This is a genomic window from Streptomyces polyrhachis (assembly GCF_042663125.1).
In the GTDB taxonomy this organism is placed as follows: domain Bacteria; phylum Actinomycetota; class Actinomycetes; order Streptomycetales; family Streptomycetaceae; genus Streptomyces; species Streptomyces polyrhachii.
The window spans coordinates 119,999-138,659 of the sequence record NZ_JBHSZO010000003.1 but is presented as its reverse complement, the minus strand read 5'-3'; the positions used below and the strand labels follow the sequence as shown (position 1 = coordinate 138,659).

Below are 18,661 nucleotides of genomic sequence, written 5' to 3'. Positions count from 1 at the left end.
CGCCCAGCCAGCCGCTCAGCGGTCCACGATCCGGTCCGGCGTCGTCGTCGTGTGCCGCAGCTGCGCCGTCAGCTCCTCCCCCGCCGTGGGTGGCGCCACGTCGTCGGGGAGGAAGAGGATCGAGACCTGCATGTGCGGCGGCTCGGCGAACCAGCGCTGCTTGCCCTGCCACAGGAACGGCGAGAGGTTGCGGTTGACCGTCGCCAGGCCCGCGCGCGCGACACCCTTGGCGCGGGGCATCACCCCGTGCATCGCCTTGGGCGCCTCCAGGCCGACCCCGTGCGACGTACCCCCCGCGACGACGACGAGGTGGCCGTCGCCGGCCGCCTTCTGCTGGCGGTAGCCGTAGCGCTCGCCCTTGGCGATCGCGGTGACGTCCAGGACCGTGCCGCGGTACTCCGTCGCCTCGTGGTCGCCCAGCCACAGCCGGGTACCGATGCGGGCACGGAAGCGCGTCTGCGGGAACTGCTGCTGCAGGCGCCCCAGTTCGGCCGCGGTGAGGTGGCTGACGTACAGCGTGTGCAGCGGCAGGCGGGCCGCGCGCAGCCGGTCCATCCAGGCGATGACCTCCTCCACCGCGTTGACCGCCTCCAGCGGCAGGTGGATGGCGAAGCCCTCGAAGCGCACGTCCTGCAGCGCGGAGTGCAGTTTGGGCAGCTCCTCCTCGCTGACCCCGTGGCGGCGCATCGAGGACATCACCTCGATGACCACCCGCGCGCCCACCAGCCGGTTCACACCGTCGACGGAGGCGACGGTGCGGATGACGCGGGTGGGCAGCGGCACCGGCTCCTCGGTGAGCTGGTAGGGCGTCAGGACCATCAGGTCCCGGCCGAAGTAGTCCTTCGTACGGGCCGCCTCGTGGACGGTGCCCACCGCCAGGACGTCCGCGCCGAAGCGCGTGGCCTCGTCGGCCAGGCGCTCGTGGCCGAAGCCGTAGCCGTTGCCCTTGCAGACCGGGACCAGGCCGGGGAACTGCTGCAGGACGTGGTGCTGGTGGTTGCGCCAGCGCGCGGTGTCTACGTAGAGGGTGAGCGCCATGGCGGGCCGGGACCTTTCGTCAGCGGCGGAGCGGGTGGTGCCGGGGGTGCTGCCGGCGGTATGCGGTGCGTGTGGTGCGCCGGCGGCGTGCGTCAGCGGCGCGACATGTAGATGTCGAGCGCCTTGTGCAGCAGCTTATTGAGGGGGAAGTCCCACTCGCCCAGGTATTCCACCGCTTCACCGCCGGTGCCGACCTTGAACTGGATGAGCCCGAAGAGGTGGTCCTCCTCGTGCAGGGCGTCGCCGATGCCGCGCAGGTCGTACACCGAGGCGCCCTCGGCGAGCGCGTCGCGCATCATCCGCCACTGGATGGCGTTGGAGGGGCGCACCTCGCGGCCGGTGTTGTCGGAGGCGCCGTAGGAGTACCAGACGTGGCCGCCGACGCGGAGCATCGTCGTCGCGGCCAGGTTCACCCCGTTGTGGCGGGCGAAGTAGAGCTTCATCCGGCCGGGCAGCTCGCCGTTGAGGGCCTTCCACTGGCGCTCGAAGTACGACTGGGGGCGCGGGCGGAAGTGGTCGCGCTCGGCCGTGATCTCGTACAGCCGCTGCCACTCGCCGAAGTCGCCGAGGTCGCCCTGGACGACCTCCACGCCGGCCTTCTCGGCCTTCTTCACGTTGCGCCGCCAGAGCTGGTTGAAGCCCTTGAGCAGCTCCTCCTCGCTGCGGCCCGCCAGGGGCACCTGGAAGACGTACCGCGGCTGGAAGTCGCCGAAGCCCGCGCCCGCCTCCTGGTCCTGCTGCCAGCCCATCCGCCGCAGCCGCTCGGCCACCTCGAAGGCGCGCGGCTCGATGACGTCGGCCTCCACGTCGCGCAGCCGCCGCACCTGGGGATCGGCGATGCCCTTCTTGATGGAGTCGGCGTGCCAGCGGCGGATCACGACCGGCGGGCCCATCTTCACGGAGAAGGCGCCCTCCTGCTTCAGATGCGCGAGCATCGGCTGCAGCCAGCTCTCCAGGTTCGGGTCGAACCAGTTGATGACCGGACCCTCGGGCAGGTAGGCGAGATAGCGCTTGACCTTGGGCAGTTGGCGGTAGAGGACCAGGCCCGCGCCGACCTGGCGGCCCTCCGGGTCGAACCAGCCGATGCTCTCCGAACGCCACTCGGCCTTCACGTCCGCCCACGCCGGCACCTGGCAGTGACTGGCCGCGGGCAGACTCTGGATGTACGCCAGATGCTGCTCGCGGCTGATGGTCCGCAGGGTCAGGCTCATGGGGGATGCTCCTATATGGACTGCGAGGCTTGGGACGGAAGCCTACTGCGGTCCTGAGCACCCCACCGGGGCGGGCGCCGGGCTGTGCGGCGGGCCGCCCCGGGTCCTTCCGCGGCGGGGGCGGGGAAGGCGGCTTTCGGGTGCGTACGGCCGGACGTGTGGCCGGCTTCCCCGCACGCGCCCGCCGGCTTCCCCGTACGCGCCCCGCATCCCGGCGGCGGGCCTCAGCCCAGCACGCCGCCGAAGAGGCCGCCCGCGGACATGCCGATGTAGAAGCCCAGCGCGCCCAGGGTCAGCCCCGTGAGGAGGAAGAAGCGCTCCCGGGTCGTCGCGGAGATCATCTGCCCCCACAGTCCGGTGACGACGGACACCAGGCCCGACCAGGACGCCAGCAGGTGCAGCCCGTCGAAGAAGCACGTCACGAACGCCAGCGTGCCCAGGGCGACCGTGATGGCGAGCAGGGTGTCGACGCGGTGGTGGGGCCTGCCGTCGGTGGCGAAGAGGCCGATGGCCCGCTGCAGGGGCGGGGGCTGCGTGATGTGCCGCGGTGCTGCCTGTGCCATGAGGCACCTCCCTGTGGGTGACGGGCCTGCCCGCGGCCCGATGGGCCGTGACCCGGGTCACACCCGATGTGTACAGAGTGCGGCCAATGTCGGCCGGATTTCAACCGGAAGGCCCTCGCCGGGTAGTCTGGACCGCTGCACCGGTATACGTACCGGCCGTACGACGCCCTGTGGACAACTTCGGGGAGTGTCAGTGCCGGCCGCTACCGTTGCGACGCAAGAGAACCCTCCTGCCACGGAAATGCCGTGGCCGCTGAGTCCAGAGGAGGTGGGTACACATGCGTCACTACGAGGTGATGGTCATCCTCGACCCCGATCTCGAGGAGCGAGCTGTCTCCCCGCTGATCGATTCCTTCATGACCGTTGTCCGCGAGGGCAGCGGCAAGGTGGAGAAGGTCGACACCTGGGGCCGTCGTCGTCTCGCTTACGAGATCAAGAAGAAGCCCGAGGGCATCTACTCGGTCATCGACCTGCAGGCCGAGCCTGCGGTCGTCAAGGAGCTCGACCGTCAGATGAATCTGAACGAGTCGGTCCTCCGGACCAAGGTCCTCCGCCCGGACACCCACTGAGGGTCGTCAGGGCACGGGCATCGAGTAGCTGAACACGTTCACCGCGCACCGTCCGGTGCGTAGCAAGCCCGTACAAGCCCGCAACCGGCCCAGCAGCCGCAAGCACACGCGAGAGGTCTTCACATGGCAGGCGATACCGTCATCACCGTCGTCGGGAACCTGACCGATGACCCCGAGCTGCGCTTCACCCCCTCCGGTGCGGCCGTCGCGAACTTCACGATCGCGTCGACCCCCCGCACCTTCGACCGCCAGACCAACGAGTGGAAGGACGGCGACGCGCTGTTCCTCCGCGCGTCGATCTGGCGCCAGGCCGCGGAGAACGTGGCCGAGTCGCTGACCCGCGGCATGCGGGTCATCGCCCAGGGGCGGCTGCGCCAGCGGTCCTACGAGACCCAGAGCGGTGAGAAGCGCACCGTTGTGGAGCTTGAGGTCGACGAGATCGGCCCCGCACTGCGCTACGCCTCGGCGAAGGTCACCAAGACCCCCAACCGAGGCGGTCAGGGCGGCGGCGGTTTCGGCGGCGGCCAGCAGGGCGGCGGCTCGGGCGGCAGCTGGGGTGGCAACTCCGGCGGCGGTCAGGGCGGCGGTCAGGGCGGCGACCCGTGGGCATCCGGCGCTCCCGCCGGCGGTCCGCAGGGCGGCGCTCAGCAGGCAGGTCAGGGCGGACAGGGCGGTAGCGGTGGCAGCTGGGGCGGCGGCTCCGGCGGTGGCTACTCGGACGAGCCCCCCTTCTGAGCCCCTCGCGGGCTCGGCCGGGATCCCGACGCCCCCTCACGGGGCGGCGGGCCAGGGCTCACACCACACAAAACTTCTTGATCCAAATGGAGAACGACAATGGCTAAGCCGCCTCCGCGCAAGCCTAAGAAGAAGGTCTGCGCTTTCTGCAAGGACAAGGTCAACTACGTTGACTACAAGGACACGAACCTGCTGCGGAAGTTCATTTCCGACCGCGGCAAGATCCGTGCCCGCCGCGTGACGGGAAACTGCACGCAGCACCAGCGCGACGTCGCCACGGCTGTGAAGAACAGCCGTGAGATGGCGCTTCTGCCCTACACCTCGACCGCTCGCTGATTGGGAGGGTGACGACAGCATGAAGATCATCCTCACCCATGAGGTCACCGGTCTCGGTGGCCCCGGCGACGTCGTCGAGGTCAAGGACGGCTACGCCCGCAACTACCTGGTCCCGCGCGGTCTCGCGATCCGCTGGACCCGGGGTGGCGAGAAGGACGTCGAGCAGATCCGTCGCGGCCGCAAGCTGCGCGAGATCGCCTCGGTCGAGCAGGCCAACGCCGTCAAGGCGGAGCTGGAGGGCGTGAAGGTGCGCCTGAAGACCCGTGCCGGCGACGCCGGCCGCCTGTTCGGTGCCATCACCGCCGCCGACATCGCCTCGGCGATCAAGGACGCCGGTGGCCCCGATGTGGACAAGCGCCGCATCGAGGTCGTGACGCCGATCAAGACGCTGGGCGCGCACGCCGTGTCCGTGCGTCTGCACCCCGAGGTCGCTGCGAAGGTCAGCCTTGAGGTCCAGGCCGCGTAACGCGGTTTCGTGACCGCGCCGGCCGCGTGCCGGAGCGGTTCCGGATCACACAAGGGCCATCCCCCGTCACGGGGGGTGGCCCTTTCCGCGTCCGCCGGCCAGCCTTGGCCGAGGATGCGAAGAGCGTGATGTTTCACGTGAAACGGCGCGGGCCAGGCCCGTACAGCCGCAGGTCGGGCCCGTACCGCAGCGGACCAGGCCCGTACAGCGCCGATCAGGCTCGTACGGCGCCCGTCACCAGCCAGCGGCCCGAGCGGGCCCGCAGCCAGAGCGTCACCAGCCGGGCGGCCATCATCAGGCCCAGCGCCCACCACAGGGCCGTCAGGCCCCCTCCCAGAGCCGGCACGGCGAAGGCCGCGGGGACGAACACCGCCAGCGTCGCCAGCATCGCCCAGGCCAGATACGGGCCGTCCCCCGCCCCCATCAGCACCCCGTCCAGCACGAAGACCACGCCCGAGAGCGGCTGGGTCACCGCCACCACCAGCAGCGCCGGCAGCAACTGCTCCTGCACCGCGGGATCGGAGGTGAACAGCGGCAGGATCAGCGGACGCAGCGCCACCACCAGCACCCCCAGCGCCACCCCCGTGACCACCCCCCACCGCACCATCCGCCGGCACGCCAACCGGGCACCCGCCGCGTCCCCCGCCCCCAGGTACCGGGCGATGATCGCCTGCCCGGCGATGGCTATCGCGTCCAGGGCGAAGGCCAGCAGCGTCCAGATCCCGAGCACCACCTGGTGCGCCGCGATCTCCTCGTCACCCAGCCGCGTCGCCACCAGCGTCGATATCAGCAGCACCGCCCGCAGCGCGAGGGTACGGATCAGCAGCGGGACACCCGCCTGGGCACACGCCCGGATCCCCGCCATGTCGGGGCGCAGCGGGGCACCGTGCCGGCGGGCGCCGCGGACGACGACGCCGAGATAGACCGCTGCCATGGCGAACTGGGCGAGCACCGTGCCCCAGGCCGAACCGGCGATGCCCCAGCCGGCGCCGTAGACGAGCACGGCGTTGAGGGCGGCGTTCGCCGCGAAGCCGCCCACCGCCACGTACAGCGGGGTGCGGGTGTCCTGCAGGCCGCGCAGCACGCCCGTGGCCGCGAAGACGACCAGCATCGCCGGGATGCCCAGGGCGCTGATCCGCAGGTACGTCACCGCGTGCGGCGCGGCGGCGGGCGAGGCGCCGAACAGCTCCACCAGGGCGGGCGCGGCGGGAATGGCCGCGGCGGCCAGCGCGGCGCCGAGCGCGGTCGCCAGCCAGATGCCGTCGACGCCCTGGCGGATCGCGGCGGGGAGGTCCCCGGCGCCGACCCGGCGGGCGACGGCCGCGGTGGTGGCGTAGGCGAGGAAGACGAAGACGCTGACGGCGGTCATCAGCAGGGAGGCGGCGACGCCGAGCCCGGCCAGCTCGGGCGTGCCGAGGTGGCCGACGATGGCGCTGTCGGCGAGGACGAAGAGCGGCTCGGCGACCAGCGCGCCGAAGGCCGGCACCGCGAGCGCGACGATCTCGCGGTCGTGGCGGCGCAGGGCCGGGCGGTCGCGGCCGGCGGTGGTGGGAGCCTGGTTCATACATCCAATCTAGTCGTCCACAGGTAATGGATGCAATGGGGTTGCGGGGCTTACGTGGAGGTGGGTGGGAGGCCGTCCGGGGGCTCCTGCGGCCGTGATGTCGGACCCATTGGGGAAGTTTTTTTCATCCACCGCCCGTGGATAAAGGAACCGCAGGTCAGATGGGGTGTCGGGGTGGTCCCCCTCAAGTTGTGCACAGCCCTGTCCACCGGTCGCCCCCAAGTTGTACACAGCTATCCATAAGTTATCCACAGGTATCCACACCCCCCTGTGGACAACTGAATTGGTGTCCGCCCCCTCCCACCCCTACCGTGGACCGGCCGAGCGGTGTCATCGGGCGCCTCGGAGCCGGTCGGGAGCCCACCCCGCCACCCACCCGACACAGTCGCCGGATCGGGAGCGGGGCGCCTCGATTGTCAGACCCGTGCCGTACTAATGGGATCGGGACGTGAAGGAGGGGCGGGATGACTGACTACGTGGACGGACGGCCGGTCGGCCGCTCCGAGGGCGGTGGCGCCGGCGACAGGCTGCCGTTCTCCCGGCGCCCGCGCGGCGGTGAGCAGCATGACCGCAGCCCCGAGGAGGACGGCTTCGGCTCCTCCGCTCCGGAGTCCTCGGGCTTCGAGCGCGTCCCCCCGCAGGACCTCGACGCCGAGCAGTCCGTCCTGGGCGGCATGCTGCTCTCCAAGGACGCCATCGCGGACGTGGTCGAGGTCCTCAAGGGCAACGACTTCTACCGCCCGGCGCACGAGACGATCTACAGCGCGATCCTCGACCTCTACGCCAAGGGCGAGCCCGCCGACCCCATCACCATCGCGGCCGAGCTGACCAAGCGCGGCGAGATCGGCCGCGTCGGCGGTATCTCCTATCTGCACACGCTGGTCCAGACCGTCCCGACCGCGGCGAACGCCGAGTACTACGCGGAGATCGTCCACGAGCGCGCGGTGCTGCGCCGCCTGGTCGAGGCGGGCACGCGTATCACGCAGATGGGATACGCGGCCGACGGCGACGTCGACGAGATCGTCAACTCCGCGCAGGCCGAGATCTACGCGGTCACCGAGCAGCGCACCTCGGAGGACTACCTCCCGCTGAGCGGCATCATGGAGGGCGCCCTCGACGAGATCGAGGCGATCGGCTCGCGCAGCGGCCAGATGTCCGGCGTCCCCACGGGCTTCACCGACCTCGACTCCCTCACCAACGGCCTCCATCCGGGCCAGATGATCGTCATCGCGGCCCGTCCGGCGATGGGCAAGGCCCTCGCGCTGGACACCCCGCTGCCGACCCCGACGGGGTGGACGACGATGGGCGAGGTGCGGGCGGGCGACTTCCTGCTCGGCGCGGACGGCCGTCCGACGCGGGTGGTCGCGGCCACCGAGGTGATGCACGGGCGCCCCTGCTTCGAGGTGGTCTTCGACGACGGTACGGCCGTCGTGGCCGACGCGGACCACCAGTGGCTGACCGAGACCCGGGCCTCGCGCCGGGCCGCCGCCGTGTACGGGAGCGAGGACCGCCGGGCGCGGCCGGGAGTGCGGACGACCAAGGAACTCGCGGCCACCCTGCGCCGCGAGACGCGCGCCGACCGCCGGCTGAACCACTCGGTGGCCACGGCCGCCGCGCTGGAGTTGGCGGAGAGTGAACTGCCGGTGGCGCCGGGTGTGTTGGCGGCGCGGGGTGCGCGGCAGATCCCGCAGGCGTATCTGCGGGGCTCGGTGGCGCAGCGGCGGGAACTGCTGGCGGGGCTGCTGGAGACCGGCGGGTCGGTGACGGCCGCGGGTGCGGTGGAGTTCGCGACGAGCGGCAGGGCGTTGGCGGAGGGCTTCCGTGAGCTGGTGACGGGGCTCGGGTACCGCTGTGCGATGACCGTGCGGGCCGGGGGCGGCTCCGGGGACTCCTCTCCGGTCCATCTGGTCTGCTTCAGCACGGGGGACGAGGTCTTCGGCTCGGAGCGGCTGCGCCGTGAGCACGCCGCGCGGCGGCGGCCGGGGGGCGGGCGGCGGTTCGTCACGGAGGTGCGGGAGGTCGAGAGTGTCCCCGTGCGCTGTGTGCAGGTCGACAACGAGGACCATCTCTACCTGGCCACGCGGTCCATGGTGCCCACGCACAACAGCACGCTCGCGCTGGACTTCGCGCGGGCCTGCTCCATCAAGCACGAGTTGCCGAGTGTCATCTTCTCGCTGGAGATGGGGCGTAACGAGATCGCGATGCGGCTGCTCTCCGCGGAGGCGCGGGTGGCGCTGCACCACATGCGGTCCGGGACGATGACGGACGACGACTGGACGCGGTTGGCGCGGCGGATGCCGGATGTCACCAACGCGCCGCTGTACATCGATGATTCGCCGAACCTGTCGATGATGGAGATCAGGGCGAAGTGCCGGCGGTTGAAGCAGCGCAGTGATCTCAAGCTCGTGGTGATCGACTATCTCCAGCTGATGCAGTCGGGCGGCTCGCGCCGTCCGGAGTCGCGTCAGCAGGAGGTCTCGGACATGTCCCGCAACCTCAAGCTCCTGGCGAAGGAGCTGGAGGTCCCGGTCATCGCCCTCTCCCAGCTGAACCGTGGCCCCGAGCAGCGCACGGACAAGAAGCCGATGGTCTCCGACCTGCGTGAATCCGGCTCTATCGAACAAGATGCCGATATGGTCATCCTGCTGCACCGCGAGGACGCCTACGAGAAGGAGTCGCCGCGTGCGGGCGAGGCGGACCTGATCGTGGCCAAGCACCGAAACGGCCCCACGGCCACGATCACGGTGGCGTTCCAGGGCCACTACTCGCGCTTCCAGGACATGGCGCAGCAGTAGCCGCGGGGGCGGTGGGCTGTGCGGCCAGGAGTTTGCGGGTGAAGCGGTGCAGGTGGGGGTCCTGGTGTGTGGTGGGCTCGGTGAGGACCTCTGCCGGTGTCGGCCAGCGGATCGCGCTGAACTCGCGTTCGTCGTAGGCCGTGATCTGCTCGGGCGAGGCGTGGATCAGGTGCCACAGTGATACGTCCGTGTGCCGGCCCGGTCCGCGGGTTTCGGTGATCGTGAGGAAGAGCGGGTCGGTGCCGGCCGGCCAGGGCATGGCCTCGATGCCCAGTTCCTCGCGGCATTCGCGGCGTACCGCAGCCCAGGGTGTCTCGCCCGGTTCGACATGGCCGCCGGGAGGGAGCCAGAGGCCGGAGGCGCGGTGTGCTGTCAGCAGCAGTCGTCCCCGTGGTGCGTCCAGCGCGACGAAATAGCTGACCAGATGGATGGGCGGGGTGGCCGGTTTCGCCGTGCGCCAGAGTGGGGCTCCACTCGCCGCCCAGGTGGCGGCCGTGGCGATCTGCTCGCGTTCCAGGTCGTCCCAGGGGTCGATACGGGCGAGGAGGTGGTGGAGGTGGTGGAGGTGGCTGACCTCGGGCCGGGTTTCGGGCTGGGGGCGCATGGGCGCATCGTGGCAGAGGGGTCTGACAGCGGGGGTTAGCCGTCCAGGCCGAGTTCCTTGCGTAGGCGTAGTTTCGGGCGGGCGCCGATCAGTTGGCGTACGGGTTCGCCGGCTTCGAAGAGCAGCAGGGTCGGCATTGACAGGACGGCGTACGCGGCTTGGGTGCGGGGGTTGTCGTCGACGTTCAGGGTGACGATCCGCAGGCGGCCGGCCTCCTCCTCGGCCAGTGCGGCCAGGACCGGGGCGATCATGCGGCAGGGCGGGCACCAGTCGGCGGTGAAGTCGACCAGTACGGGTAGGTCGGAGGCGAGTACCTCGGTGGCGAAGGTGTCGTCGGTGACGGTGGTGACGGTGGTGGCGAACTCCGTTTGCCGGGCCATGTGTTCAGTCCTTCCCGGGGGTGCGCCCGCAGCGCGGCGCGGTCGGTGTCGTGCCGTCCAGGCGGGCGGCTATCTCCTCGCGTACGGCGCCCAGGCGGGCGATGAGCGCGTCGATCTCGGTGAGTTTGCGGCGGTAGACCGCGAGGGAGGCGGCGCAGTCGGTGCCCTGCGCGTGTCCGGAGCGCAGGCATTCCACGAAGGGGCGGGTCTCCTCCAGTTCGAAGCCGATGTCCTGCAGGCGGCGGATCTCCCGCAGCAGTCGCAGGTCGTCCTCGTCGTAGGCGCGGTGGCCGCTTTCGTCGCGCCGGGCGGGCAGCAGGCCGCGCGCCTCGTAGTACCTGAGGGCGCGCGGGGTGGTGCCCGCCCTGTCCGCCAGTTCTCCGATCCGCATGGTGTCGACCGTAGACCCTGACCCCGACGTCAGGGCCAGCGTGTAATCCGGTGGTCCGATCCGGCGCGGGGTGGTTGCATGCGTCGGTGACTTCCACGGATTCGCTTCGGGCGATAGAGGCGTACTACGACGCGGTGCCGCGTGCTGCCGCCAGGGTCGAGGAGTTCGGGCCGCTGCGGCTGTTCGTACGGGAGGGGGCGGGCTTTCCGTACTATGCGCGGCCCGCGGGTGGTGAGCCCACCGCGGAGGCGGTGCTGGCGGTCCGGGAGCGGCAGCGCGAGCTGGGGATCCCGGAGGCGTTCGAGTGGGTGGCGGAGGTGACTCCCGGGCTGCGGGAGGCTGTTGAGGCTACGGGTCTGAAGGCCGGCGCCCACCCGCTGCTCGTCCTGGAGGGCGCGCTCGGTCCCGCCGTCGAGACGCCCGGTGTGGTGGTACGGCTCCTCGGCGCCGACGATCCCGAGCTGGCGCCCGCGCTGGCCGCCGTCCATCTGGCCTTCGGGCGGGCGGGCAGCCAGGAGGAGGTCGCCGCGGAGCTGACCGCCGACGGCACCGTCGCGGCCACCGCCGCCTCGATCCGCAGCGGGCACCGGCTGCTGGTGGCGGCCGTCGACGCCGAGGGCCGGGTGCTGTGCTCCGGCAGCAGCCTGCCGGTCGGCGGGGTCGCGGAGATCGGCGGTGTCGGTACGCTGCCGCAGGCGCGGCGGCGCGGGCTGGCGTACGCGGTGACGCGCGCGCTGGCGCTGGCGGCGGGCGGGGGCGGCGTGCACACGCTGTTCCTCTCGGCGGCCGACGAGTCGGTGGCGCGGATCTACCGGCGGCTGGGGTTCGTACCGCGGGCGACGGCGATGATCGCCGAAGGCTGAGCGCGCGGGGCCGGGTGCGCGGTGCGCTTGGATACGGGGATGAGCTTTCCGTACGACGACGCCCGCCCTCAGCTCCTCCTGGACGCCCGCGCCCCGTCCGCCGCGCCGCGCCGCCTTCCGGCCGGTGTCACGGTGCGGGTCGTCGCCGCCGGTGATCCGGGGCTGGCGTCCGCGTTGGCGGTGACCCGGGTCGCCTACGGTGATCCGGGTACGGTCGCGGGGATCGCGCGGGCGCTGGCGGAGACCGGGGAGCTGGCCGAGGTGGCCGAGGGCGTGCGCTACGGCCGCCGGATCGTCGCCGCCGCCTTCGACGCCGACGACGTGGCGCTCGCCGCCGCGCACTGCTCGCCCGACGGCGAGGTGCACACCGTCGGCACCCTCCCGGCCGCCCGGCGCCTGGGCCTGGCCTACGAGGTGACGCGCGTGCTGCTCGACGAGGCGCGCGGCCGGGGGCAGCGGGCCTTCCACCTCACCGCCGAGACGCCGGAGGCGGAGCTGCTCTACGCCTCACTGGGCTTTCGCAAGTCGGGCTGAGTACGCCCCAGTTGATCTTCCGGTTACCCTCGCCCGTATGAACAAGCCCGTGGAACTGGTCATCTTCGACTGCGACGGCGTCCTGGTCGACACCGAGCGCCTCGCCGTGCACATGCAGATCGAGATCGGCGCCGACCTCGGCTGGATCCTCACGCCGGAGGAGGTCGTGGACCACTTCATGGGCAAGTCGGAGGCGTCCGTCCACGCGATGGTCGCCGCCCGGCTCGGTACACGGAGCGCCGATGTCTGGCACGAGCGCAACCGTGCGATGCACAAGGTCGCCATCGACACCGAGCTGACCGCCGTCGAGGGTGTCGTGGAGGCGCTCGACGCGCTGGACGCGGACGGGCTGCCGTACTGCGTGGCCTCCAGCGGCCCGCACGAGAAGATGCGCCACACCCTGGGCCGCACCGGGCTGTGGGATCGGCTTGAGGGCCGGATCTACTCCGCCACCGAGGTGCCCCGGGGCAAGCCCGCCCCCGACCTCTTCCTGCACGCGGCGCGCGGCATGGGCTGTGCGCCGGAGGTGTGCGTGGTGGTCGAGGACAGCCAGTACGGGGTCCAGGCCGCCCGCGCGGCCGGTATGCGCAGCCTTGGTTTCGCGGGCGGTCTCTCGCCGGCGGCGTGGCTGGCGGGAGAGGGCACGGTGCTCTTCGACCACATGCGGGAGCTCCCCGACGCGATCCGCGCCCTGGGCTGAGGCGCCCGAAGGTCAGGAGGGGTGGGAAACGGGTCATGTTTCACGTGAAACATGACCCGTTTCCCACCCCCCGGACGTCTGTCGTCAGAGCGCTTTCTTGAAGCCGACGTGGGACGCCTCGAAGCCCAGCCGCTCGTAGAAGCGGTGCGCGTCCTCGCGCCGGGCGTCGGAGGTGAGCTGGACCAGTCCGCAGCCCAGCCGCCGCGACTCCGCCACCGCCCACTCGATGAGTTGGGTTCCCAGGCCATTGCCGCGCTCGCCGTGGTGCACGCGTACGGCCTCGATGACCGAGCGCGTCATGCCCGTGCGGGACAGCCCCGGGATGAGGGTCAACTGAAGCGTTCCCACGACCTGTTCGCCCCGGGCGGCGACGACCAGGCGCTGGTGGGGATCGCCTGCGATCCGCTCGAAGGCCGCGTAGTACGGGGCCAGGTCGTCCGGCGACTCCCGCTGGGCGGCGATGGGGTCGTGGGCGAGCATGGCGACGATGGCGGGGACGTCCTCCCGCACGGTGGCGCGGATCTGGGGATCGCTCATACCCGGCACCCTACGAGGCTCCCCGAAGCGCCTCCCCCAGCGCCCCCGCAGCGCACCTACAGCGCACCTACAGGGCCACCGTCACCGGCACGAAGCGCCGCGCGAGGTCCCCCGGCGCCTGCTCGGCGCCGTACACCATCACCGACTGCCGCCAGTCGGCCTCCCGCAGCCCGTGCTCCTGCAGCCAGGCGCACAGCTCGGCGTGCCGGCTGTCGACGTCCAGCCGCAGCGGCCCCTCGGTGGCTGCCGCCAGCACGCTGATCAGTGCCTTCGCGGTCGCGGTCGAGTCGGCGACGACGGGGCCGATCACTGTGGAGCCCACGGTCTGCCAGGTGCCGGCGAAGCCGAGGAGGCGTCCGCCGCCCTCCGCGACGAGCAGTTGCCCGCAGAACGCCGGCAGCCGGGTGAGCAGCGCGGTGCGGTCCGCGCCGAAGACGGCGAGGTCCAGTTCGCGGATCGTGCCCAGGTCGGTGGCCCGCGCGGGGCGTACGCGGGAGGTGTCCACGGCGGTGTCCGGGGTCAGCACGCCGCGGCGCATCGGGGCGGTGGCGACCGTGCGGAAGCCCAACTGCTCGTAGAGGGGGCGCCCGTTGTCCGTGGCGTGCAGGGTGACGACGGCGCCCTCGGCGGCTGCGAGGGCGTGGCGCATCGCGCGCCGGCCGAGGCCCCGGCGAGCGTAGCGGGCGGCGGTGAGGACCATGCCGATGGCGGCGAGTCTGGTGCCGTAGCGGGTGAGGGCCAGCGCGGCGGCCAGTCCGCCACCGTCGGGGGCGTCGGCCCCGTACACGGTGCCGACCTGCATCAGCAGCTGCCACTTGCGCTCCTCGCGGGCCCAGCCGCGATCGGCGCCGAGGTCCAGGAGGGCGGGCAGGTCGGCCAGGCCCAGCTCGCGGAACGGGAGGTCGGGGAGGGGGAGTTGGACGGACGGTGCGCCGGGGGAGAGGAGTTCAGCCACGCGCGCCACCCTGCCGCAGCCGTCCCTGCCGCGTCGACCGCTTTACGGGCGGGGCGCTCGGGGCACTGTAGCCCCCGGGCCGGTGGTATGCGGCGGGTTGGCGGAAGGTGTACGGGGTTACGCCGGTGCGTGCCAGTCTCGACGTACGGCATCCGGCCGCAGACCGCACGTGACGCAGTGAGGCATCGTGAGGGACGCACCGGCCACGGCTCCGAGCGAGGGCGGGGACCGGGACATGGCGAGGCCCTCGCCCGGGACCGTGCCCGCGGCGCGGTCCGACACCCCGGCGGACCCGCCCCCCGAGACCCCGTCCGACCCGCCCTCTGACGCCGCCCTCGTCCGCCGTACCCTCGACCACCTCGCGCCCGTCGCCGACGAGGCCACCGCGTACTTCTACGCGCTGCTCTTCTCCCGCCACCCCGAGACCCGCGAGCTGTTCCCCGTCGCCATGGACGCCCAGCGCGACCGCCTCTTCCAGGCGCTCCTGGCCGCCGGCCGCCACGCCGACGACCCCGCCGCGCTCACCGCGCTCCTGGCCCGGCTGGGCCGCGGCCACCGCAAGTACGGCACCCGCCCCGCCCACTACCCGGCCGTCGGCCACGCGCTTCTGGCCGCCCTGCGCCGCCACGCCGCCGAAGTCTGGTCCCCCGAGACCGAGGCCGCCTGGGTGCGCCTCTACACCGCGCTCTCCCAGACGATGATCGACGCCGCCGCCGAGGACGAGGGGCGCGCCCCCGCCTGGTGGCTCGGCGAGATCCTCGCCCACGAGCAGCGCACCGCCGACATCGCCGTCCTGACGATCCGCCCCGACCAGCCCTACCCCTTCACCCCCGGCCAGTACGCGGCGCTCGAGACGCCCTGGTGGCCGCGCGTCTGGCGGCACTACTCCTTCGCCGCCGCCCCCCGCGCCGACGGCCTGCTCTCCTTCCACGTCCGCGCCGTCCCGGCCGGCTGGGTGTCCACCTCGCTGGTGCGCCGCGCCCGCCCCGGCGACGTGCTGCGCCTGGGGCCGCCCTGCGGCTCCATGACGGTGGACCACGGCGCTGACGGCGGTCTGCTCTGCCTGGGCGGGGGGACGGGCATCGCGCCGATCCGCGCCCTGGTGGAGGACGTGGCCCGGCACGGGACGGCGCGTGAGACGCAGGTCTTCTACGGCGCCCGGCGCGAGGGCGACCTCTACGACCTCGACGCCCTGCGCCGCCTGGAGCGGGCGAACCCCTGGCTGTCCGTGCACCCGGTGGTCGGCCCGCTGCCGGAGGCGGTCGGCGGCCGGGGCCCCTGGCCGGCGTTCGACGCCTACCTCTCCGGGCCGCCGCCGATGGTCCGCAGCGGGGTGGCGGTGCTGACGGCGGCCGGGATGGCGCCGGGGCGCATCCGCCACGACGACCTGGAGACCCTGGCGGCGGACGTGCGGTGAGCGGTCGCGCTCACCCCAGGTCGTCGGCCAGTAGCGCCCGTACACCCTCGATGTTGGCCCGCAGGAAGGCCCGCAGCGACGGCGGCACCACGTTGACGGAGTCCACGCCCGCGCTGGTGAACGGCAGCCGCACCACCTCGTAGAGCCCGCACGGCTCGTCCACCTCGGGGCCGTGGCGGCGCGAGAGGTCCATCGTCTCCAGCCGGCAGACGAAGAAGTGCTGCACCTTCACCCCGCCGGGCACCCCCTCCGGGCCGGCGTCGGGGCCGTGCGCCACCGTGTCGACGAAGGCGGGGACCACGTCGGTGACCTTGGCCCCCAGCTCCTCGTCCACCTCGCGGTGCAGCGCGTCGACCACGGTGGGGTCCTCGGGCTCGACGCCGCCGCCCGGAGTGATCCAGTACGGGGCCCAGCCCGGTTTGGTGCGCTTGATGAGGATGAGGTCGGCGCCGTCGAGGAGGATGGCGCGGGCGGTGCGCTTGACCACGGTCCGTACGGTCATGAGGGAAGTGTGGCACGTGCCCTGCGCGTCCAAACGTGTTCACGCAAGCGCGCGGTGGCGTTCAACTGGCCCTCTGCACAGACCTCTTCACCAGTCCACCGCCGCCCGCACCAGCCGCTCGTGCGCCCGTGCCAGCTGCGGCGCGGTCAGCGAGCCGGCCCGCACCGACAGGAAGTAGGTGCGGATCGGGGCCATCGCGGGCGGCGCCGGCTCGACCACCTCCCCGCGCCGCAGCGCCTCGGCGCACAGGTACCTGGGCAGTACGGCCAGCCCGGCCCCGCGCACCGCGCAGGCCAGCGCCGCGCGCAGGTCCGGTACGACCACCGCGGCCGGTGCGGGCGGCTCGGCCTCGTAGACCTCGGCCCAGTAGCGGCCGACGAACGGGAGGCTCTCGTGCACCTCCACGACGGGCACCGCCTCCGGCGCCGACCCCGCAGTCCCCGACCCCGCAGCCCCGGCTCCCGCGGCCCCCACCGCCCCGGCCCAGCGCTCGGCCGCGACCAGCACCAGCTCCTCGTCCCACAGCGCCGTCGCCGTCAGCGCCGCGCCCCGGGGCCGCTCGCGGGTGACGGTGAGGTCGTGGCGGCCGGCCGCCAGCCCTTCCAGCGTCTCGTCGTCGCGCCCGTAGGAGACCCGCAGCGCCAGCCCCGCCCCGACCAGCGGCGCGAGCGCGGGCAGCACCCGCAGCGCCAGGAACTCCGGCGGCCCCGCCAGGTGCAGCGTCGCCGGGCCGGCCGCCCCCGGCCGCCCCGTACCGGCCAGGGCGAGCAGCGCGTCCAGATGCGGGGCCGCCTTGTGCGCCAGCTCCTCGCCCAGGGTGGTGGGGGTGACGCCCCGCGCGCCCCGGACGAACAGGGGGCGGCCGAGCTGGCGCTCCAGCGAGCGGATCTGCCCGGTGACGGCGGGCTGCGAGAGGCCCAGCAGGGTGGCGGCCCGGGTGAAGGACCCGGCGCGGTGCACCGCGACGAAGGTACGCAGGAGTGTCAGGTCCAGCACGGCTGACCCACCTCCCCCACGCCCGACTCCACTCCCTCGTAGGGCAGTTGACCCCGACAGTCTCGCTGCCCATCTATAAATATGTCGATAGGTCTCCGTCGAAACCGTGATTGGACACCTGCGGAGAGTCAACTAGCCTTGAGGTTCGCGGTTCTTCGCGCGTAGCGACTGTGTGCGGGGGCGTCGGGTGCCCGGTGCCGGGTCAGAGGGGGGAGACCCGGGCCGCAGTCCCTGCCCTTCGCGGCGCGCGAGGAGCACGCGAAGCAGCGCCCCCGGGTCCTGCGGGTCCCGGGGGCGCTGCTCGGGTTTGTGCGCAGGGGCCGCTCAGCCGGCCGTGTCCAGCGCCCGCAGCAGGTCCGCGACCAGGTCGGCCGCGTCCTCCACCCCGACCGACAGCCGGATGAAGCCCTCGGGCACCGCGTCGCCGCCCCAGCGCCCGCGCCGCTCGGCCGAGCTGCGCACGCCGCCGAAGCTGGTCGCGTCGTCCACCAGCCGCAGCGCGGCCAGGAAGCGCTCGGCGAACTCCCGGCCGGGCAGCGTGAAGGAGACCACGCAGCCGAAGCGGCTCATCTGGCCGGCGGCGACGGCGTACGCCGGATCCTGGGCCAGGCCCGGGTGGCGCAGCCCGGACACCTCCGGCCGCTCGCGCAGCGCGCGGGCCACGGCGAGGGCGTTGGCCGCCTGCCGTGCGGTACGCAGCTCCAGCGTGGCCAGCGAGCGGTGGGCCAGCCACGCCTCCATCGGCCCGGGGACGGCGCCGGTGGTCTTGCGCCAGAGCCGCAGCCGCGCGGCGATCGCCTCGTCGCGGGCGGCGGCGTAGCCGAGGAGCAGGTCCGCGTGCCCGGTGAGGGCCTTGGTGCCGCTGGCCATCGCGAGATCGGCGCCCAGCTCCAGCGGGCGCTGGCCGAGCGGGGTGGCGAGGGTGTTGTCCACGGCGACCAGCGCGCCGCGTTCGTGCGCGGCGGCGGCCAGCCGGCGGATGTCGCAGACGTCCAGCCCCGGGTTGGACGGCGTCTCCAGCCACAGCAGCCTCGCCCCGTCCAGCAGGGCGAGTTGGGCGTCGCCGGCGGTGGGCGCGGCCCGTACCTCGATGCCGTAGTCCGCCAACTGCTCGCGCAGCACGCCGCCGACCAGGTTGTAGGCGTCCGCGGGGACGACGACCGCCTCGCCGGGCCGCAGCAGCGACAGCGCCACGGCGGACAGGGCGCCCATGCCGGAGGCGAAGGCCACCGCGTGCGCGGGGGCGCCCGGCGACTCCAGCTCGGCGAGCGCCTCCTCCAGCCGGGTCCAGGTCGGGTTGCCGTCGCGACCGTAGGTGTACGGGGCGCCGGCCGGATCGCCCGGCAGGTGGTAGTGGGAGGTGAACACGGGGCCGGGGAAAGGGGGTTCGTAAGGAGCGCGCGGGGGAACGCCCGCGTGTGCGGCCCGGGTGCCCTCCCCGACGCCGGCGAGGTGTGCGTGGTCCATCGGCTGGTCTGTCGGCTGGTTCATCGGCTGGCCCGTCA

At 72.7% G+C, this 18,661-nt stretch carries 21 protein-coding genes; 9 read left to right on the top strand and 12 right to left on the bottom strand.

Features of this window, described 5'->3' with window-relative positions; genetic code table 11:
- Positions 1–15 precede the first annotated feature (15 nt).
- From ACFQLX_RS02975 to ACFQLX_RS02965, 3 genes are all read right to left on the bottom strand, one after another.
- The gene (locus ACFQLX_RS02975; RefSeq protein ID WP_386411582.1) at positions 16–1,038 is read right to left on the bottom strand and encodes an alanine racemase; all 1,023 of its coding nucleotides are present in this window, start codon (positions 1,036–1,038) and stop codon (positions 16–18) included.
- Between the two features lie 92 nt (positions 1,039–1,130).
- On the bottom strand, positions 1,131–2,249 hold the full coding sequence (locus ACFQLX_RS02970; RefSeq protein WP_386411581.1) for a lipid II:glycine glycyltransferase FemX: 1,119 nt from the start codon (positions 2,247–2,249) through the stop codon (positions 1,131–1,133).
- A gap of 224 nt (positions 2,250–2,473) precedes the next feature.
- On the bottom strand, positions 2,474–2,812 hold the full coding sequence (locus ACFQLX_RS02965; protein ID WP_386411579.1) for a hypothetical protein: 339 nt from the start codon (positions 2,810–2,812) through the stop codon (positions 2,474–2,476).
- A gap of 278 nt (positions 2,813–3,090) precedes the next feature.
- On the opposite strand from ACFQLX_RS02965, the gene rpsF reads away from it, so the two are divergent.
- From rpsF to rplI, 4 genes are all read left to right on the top strand, one after another.
- Positions 3,091–3,381, top strand: coding sequence for a 30S ribosomal protein S6 (rpsF, locus tag ACFQLX_RS02960; protein WP_386411577.1), 291 nt, complete (start codon positions 3,091–3,093; stop codon positions 3,379–3,381).
- Positions 3,382–3,504: 123 nt separating this feature from the next.
- Positions 3,505–4,116, top strand: a complete 612-nt coding sequence (locus ACFQLX_RS02955) for a single-stranded DNA-binding protein (RefSeq protein ID WP_386411575.1) — start codon at positions 3,505–3,507, stop codon at positions 4,114–4,116.
- A gap of 99 nt (positions 4,117–4,215) precedes the next feature.
- A complete protein-coding gene (gene rpsR, locus ACFQLX_RS02950) occupies positions 4,216–4,452 on the top strand; it encodes a 30S ribosomal protein S18 (RefSeq protein WP_271313129.1) in 237 nt (78 codons plus the stop codon).
- Between the two features lie 19 nt (positions 4,453–4,471).
- Complete coding sequence (gene rplI / locus ACFQLX_RS02945) at positions 4,472–4,918, top strand: 50S ribosomal protein L9 (RefSeq protein ID WP_386411573.1); 447 nt, start codon at positions 4,472–4,474, stop codon at positions 4,916–4,918.
- Positions 4,919–5,132: 214 nt separating this feature from the next.
- Here rplI and ACFQLX_RS02940 read toward each other — a convergent pair whose 3' ends face one another.
- Positions 5,133–6,482 carry an MATE family efflux transporter gene (locus ACFQLX_RS02940; RefSeq protein WP_386411571.1) on the bottom strand — a complete coding sequence of 450 codons (1,350 nt, stop codon included), beginning with the start codon at positions 6,480–6,482 and terminating at the stop codon, positions 5,133–5,135.
- A 464-nt stretch (positions 6,483–6,946) separates the two neighbouring features.
- Between ACFQLX_RS02940 and dnaB the strand changes: the two genes are divergently transcribed.
- Positions 6,947–9,277, top strand: a complete 2,331-nt coding sequence (dnaB, locus tag ACFQLX_RS02935) for a replicative DNA helicase (RefSeq protein WP_386411569.1) — start codon at positions 6,947–6,949, stop codon at positions 9,275–9,277.
- On the opposite strand, the gene ACFQLX_RS02930 is transcribed toward dnaB, so the two are convergent.
- The 3 genes from ACFQLX_RS02930 to ACFQLX_RS02920 are packed head-to-tail and all read right to left on the bottom strand — an operon-like array spanning position 9,222 to position 10,652.
- Positions 9,222–9,881 carry an NUDIX hydrolase gene (locus tag ACFQLX_RS02930; protein ID WP_386411567.1) on the bottom strand — a complete coding sequence of 220 codons (660 nt, stop codon included), beginning with the start codon at positions 9,879–9,881 and terminating at the stop codon, positions 9,222–9,224. The genes dnaB and ACFQLX_RS02930 overlap by 56 nt on opposite strands.
- 35 nt (positions 9,882–9,916) lie before the next feature.
- A complete protein-coding gene (trxA, locus tag ACFQLX_RS02925; protein WP_386411565.1) occupies positions 9,917–10,261 on the bottom strand; it encodes a thioredoxin in 345 nt (114 codons plus the stop codon).
- A gap of 4 nt (positions 10,262–10,265) precedes the next feature.
- Complete coding sequence (locus tag ACFQLX_RS02920) at positions 10,266–10,652, bottom strand: MerR family transcriptional regulator (protein ID WP_386411563.1); 387 nt, start codon at positions 10,650–10,652, stop codon at positions 10,266–10,268.
- Between the two features lie 86 nt (positions 10,653–10,738).
- Between ACFQLX_RS02920 and ACFQLX_RS02915 the strand changes: the two genes are divergently transcribed.
- Genes ACFQLX_RS02915 through ACFQLX_RS02905 form a run of 3 tightly spaced genes read left to right on the top strand, consistent with a single transcriptional unit; the run spans position 10,739 to position 12,749 of the window.
- On the top strand, positions 10,739–11,515 hold the full coding sequence (locus tag ACFQLX_RS02915; protein ID WP_386411561.1) for a GNAT family N-acetyltransferase: 777 nt from the start codon (positions 10,739–10,741) through the stop codon (positions 11,513–11,515).
- Between the two features lie 39 nt (positions 11,516–11,554).
- A complete protein-coding gene (locus ACFQLX_RS02910) occupies positions 11,555–12,049 on the top strand; it encodes a GNAT family N-acetyltransferase (protein ID WP_386411560.1) in 495 nt (164 codons plus the stop codon).
- A gap of 37 nt (positions 12,050–12,086) precedes the next feature.
- Complete coding sequence (locus ACFQLX_RS02905) at positions 12,087–12,749, top strand: HAD family hydrolase (protein ID WP_386411558.1); 663 nt, start codon at positions 12,087–12,089, stop codon at positions 12,747–12,749.
- Between the two features lie 84 nt (positions 12,750–12,833).
- Here ACFQLX_RS02905 and ACFQLX_RS02900 read toward each other — a convergent pair whose 3' ends face one another.
- Complete coding sequence (locus tag ACFQLX_RS02900; protein ID WP_386411556.1) at positions 12,834–13,286, bottom strand: GNAT family N-acetyltransferase; 453 nt, start codon at positions 13,284–13,286, stop codon at positions 12,834–12,836.
- Between the two features lie 67 nt (positions 13,287–13,353).
- Positions 13,354–14,241 (bottom strand): GNAT family N-acetyltransferase, encoded by an 888-nt coding sequence (locus tag ACFQLX_RS02895; RefSeq protein WP_386411554.1) that lies wholly within the window; start codon positions 14,239–14,241, stop codon positions 13,354–13,356.
- Positions 14,242–14,476: 235 nt separating this feature from the next.
- Between ACFQLX_RS02895 and ACFQLX_RS02890 the strand changes: the two genes are divergently transcribed.
- A complete protein-coding gene (locus tag ACFQLX_RS02890; protein WP_386411552.1) occupies positions 14,477–15,658 on the top strand; it encodes a globin domain-containing protein in 1,182 nt (393 codons plus the stop codon).
- Positions 15,659–15,668: 10 nt separating this feature from the next.
- Here ACFQLX_RS02890 and ACFQLX_RS02885 read toward each other — a convergent pair whose 3' ends face one another.
- The 3 genes from ACFQLX_RS02885 to ACFQLX_RS02875 form a co-directional block, all read right to left on the bottom strand.
- Positions 15,669–16,160, bottom strand: a complete 492-nt coding sequence (locus ACFQLX_RS02885) for an NUDIX domain-containing protein (RefSeq protein ID WP_386411550.1) — start codon at positions 16,158–16,160, stop codon at positions 15,669–15,671.
- Between the two features lie 87 nt (positions 16,161–16,247).
- Positions 16,248–17,153, bottom strand: a complete 906-nt coding sequence (locus ACFQLX_RS02880; protein ID WP_386411723.1) for a LysR family transcriptional regulator — start codon at positions 17,151–17,153, stop codon at positions 16,248–16,250.
- Between the two features lie 327 nt (positions 17,154–17,480).
- Positions 17,481–18,647 carry a cystathionine gamma-lyase gene (locus ACFQLX_RS02875; RefSeq protein ID WP_386411548.1) on the bottom strand — a complete coding sequence of 389 codons (1,167 nt, stop codon included), beginning with the start codon at positions 18,645–18,647 and terminating at the stop codon, positions 17,481–17,483.
- Positions 18,648–18,661 lie beyond the last annotated feature (14 nt).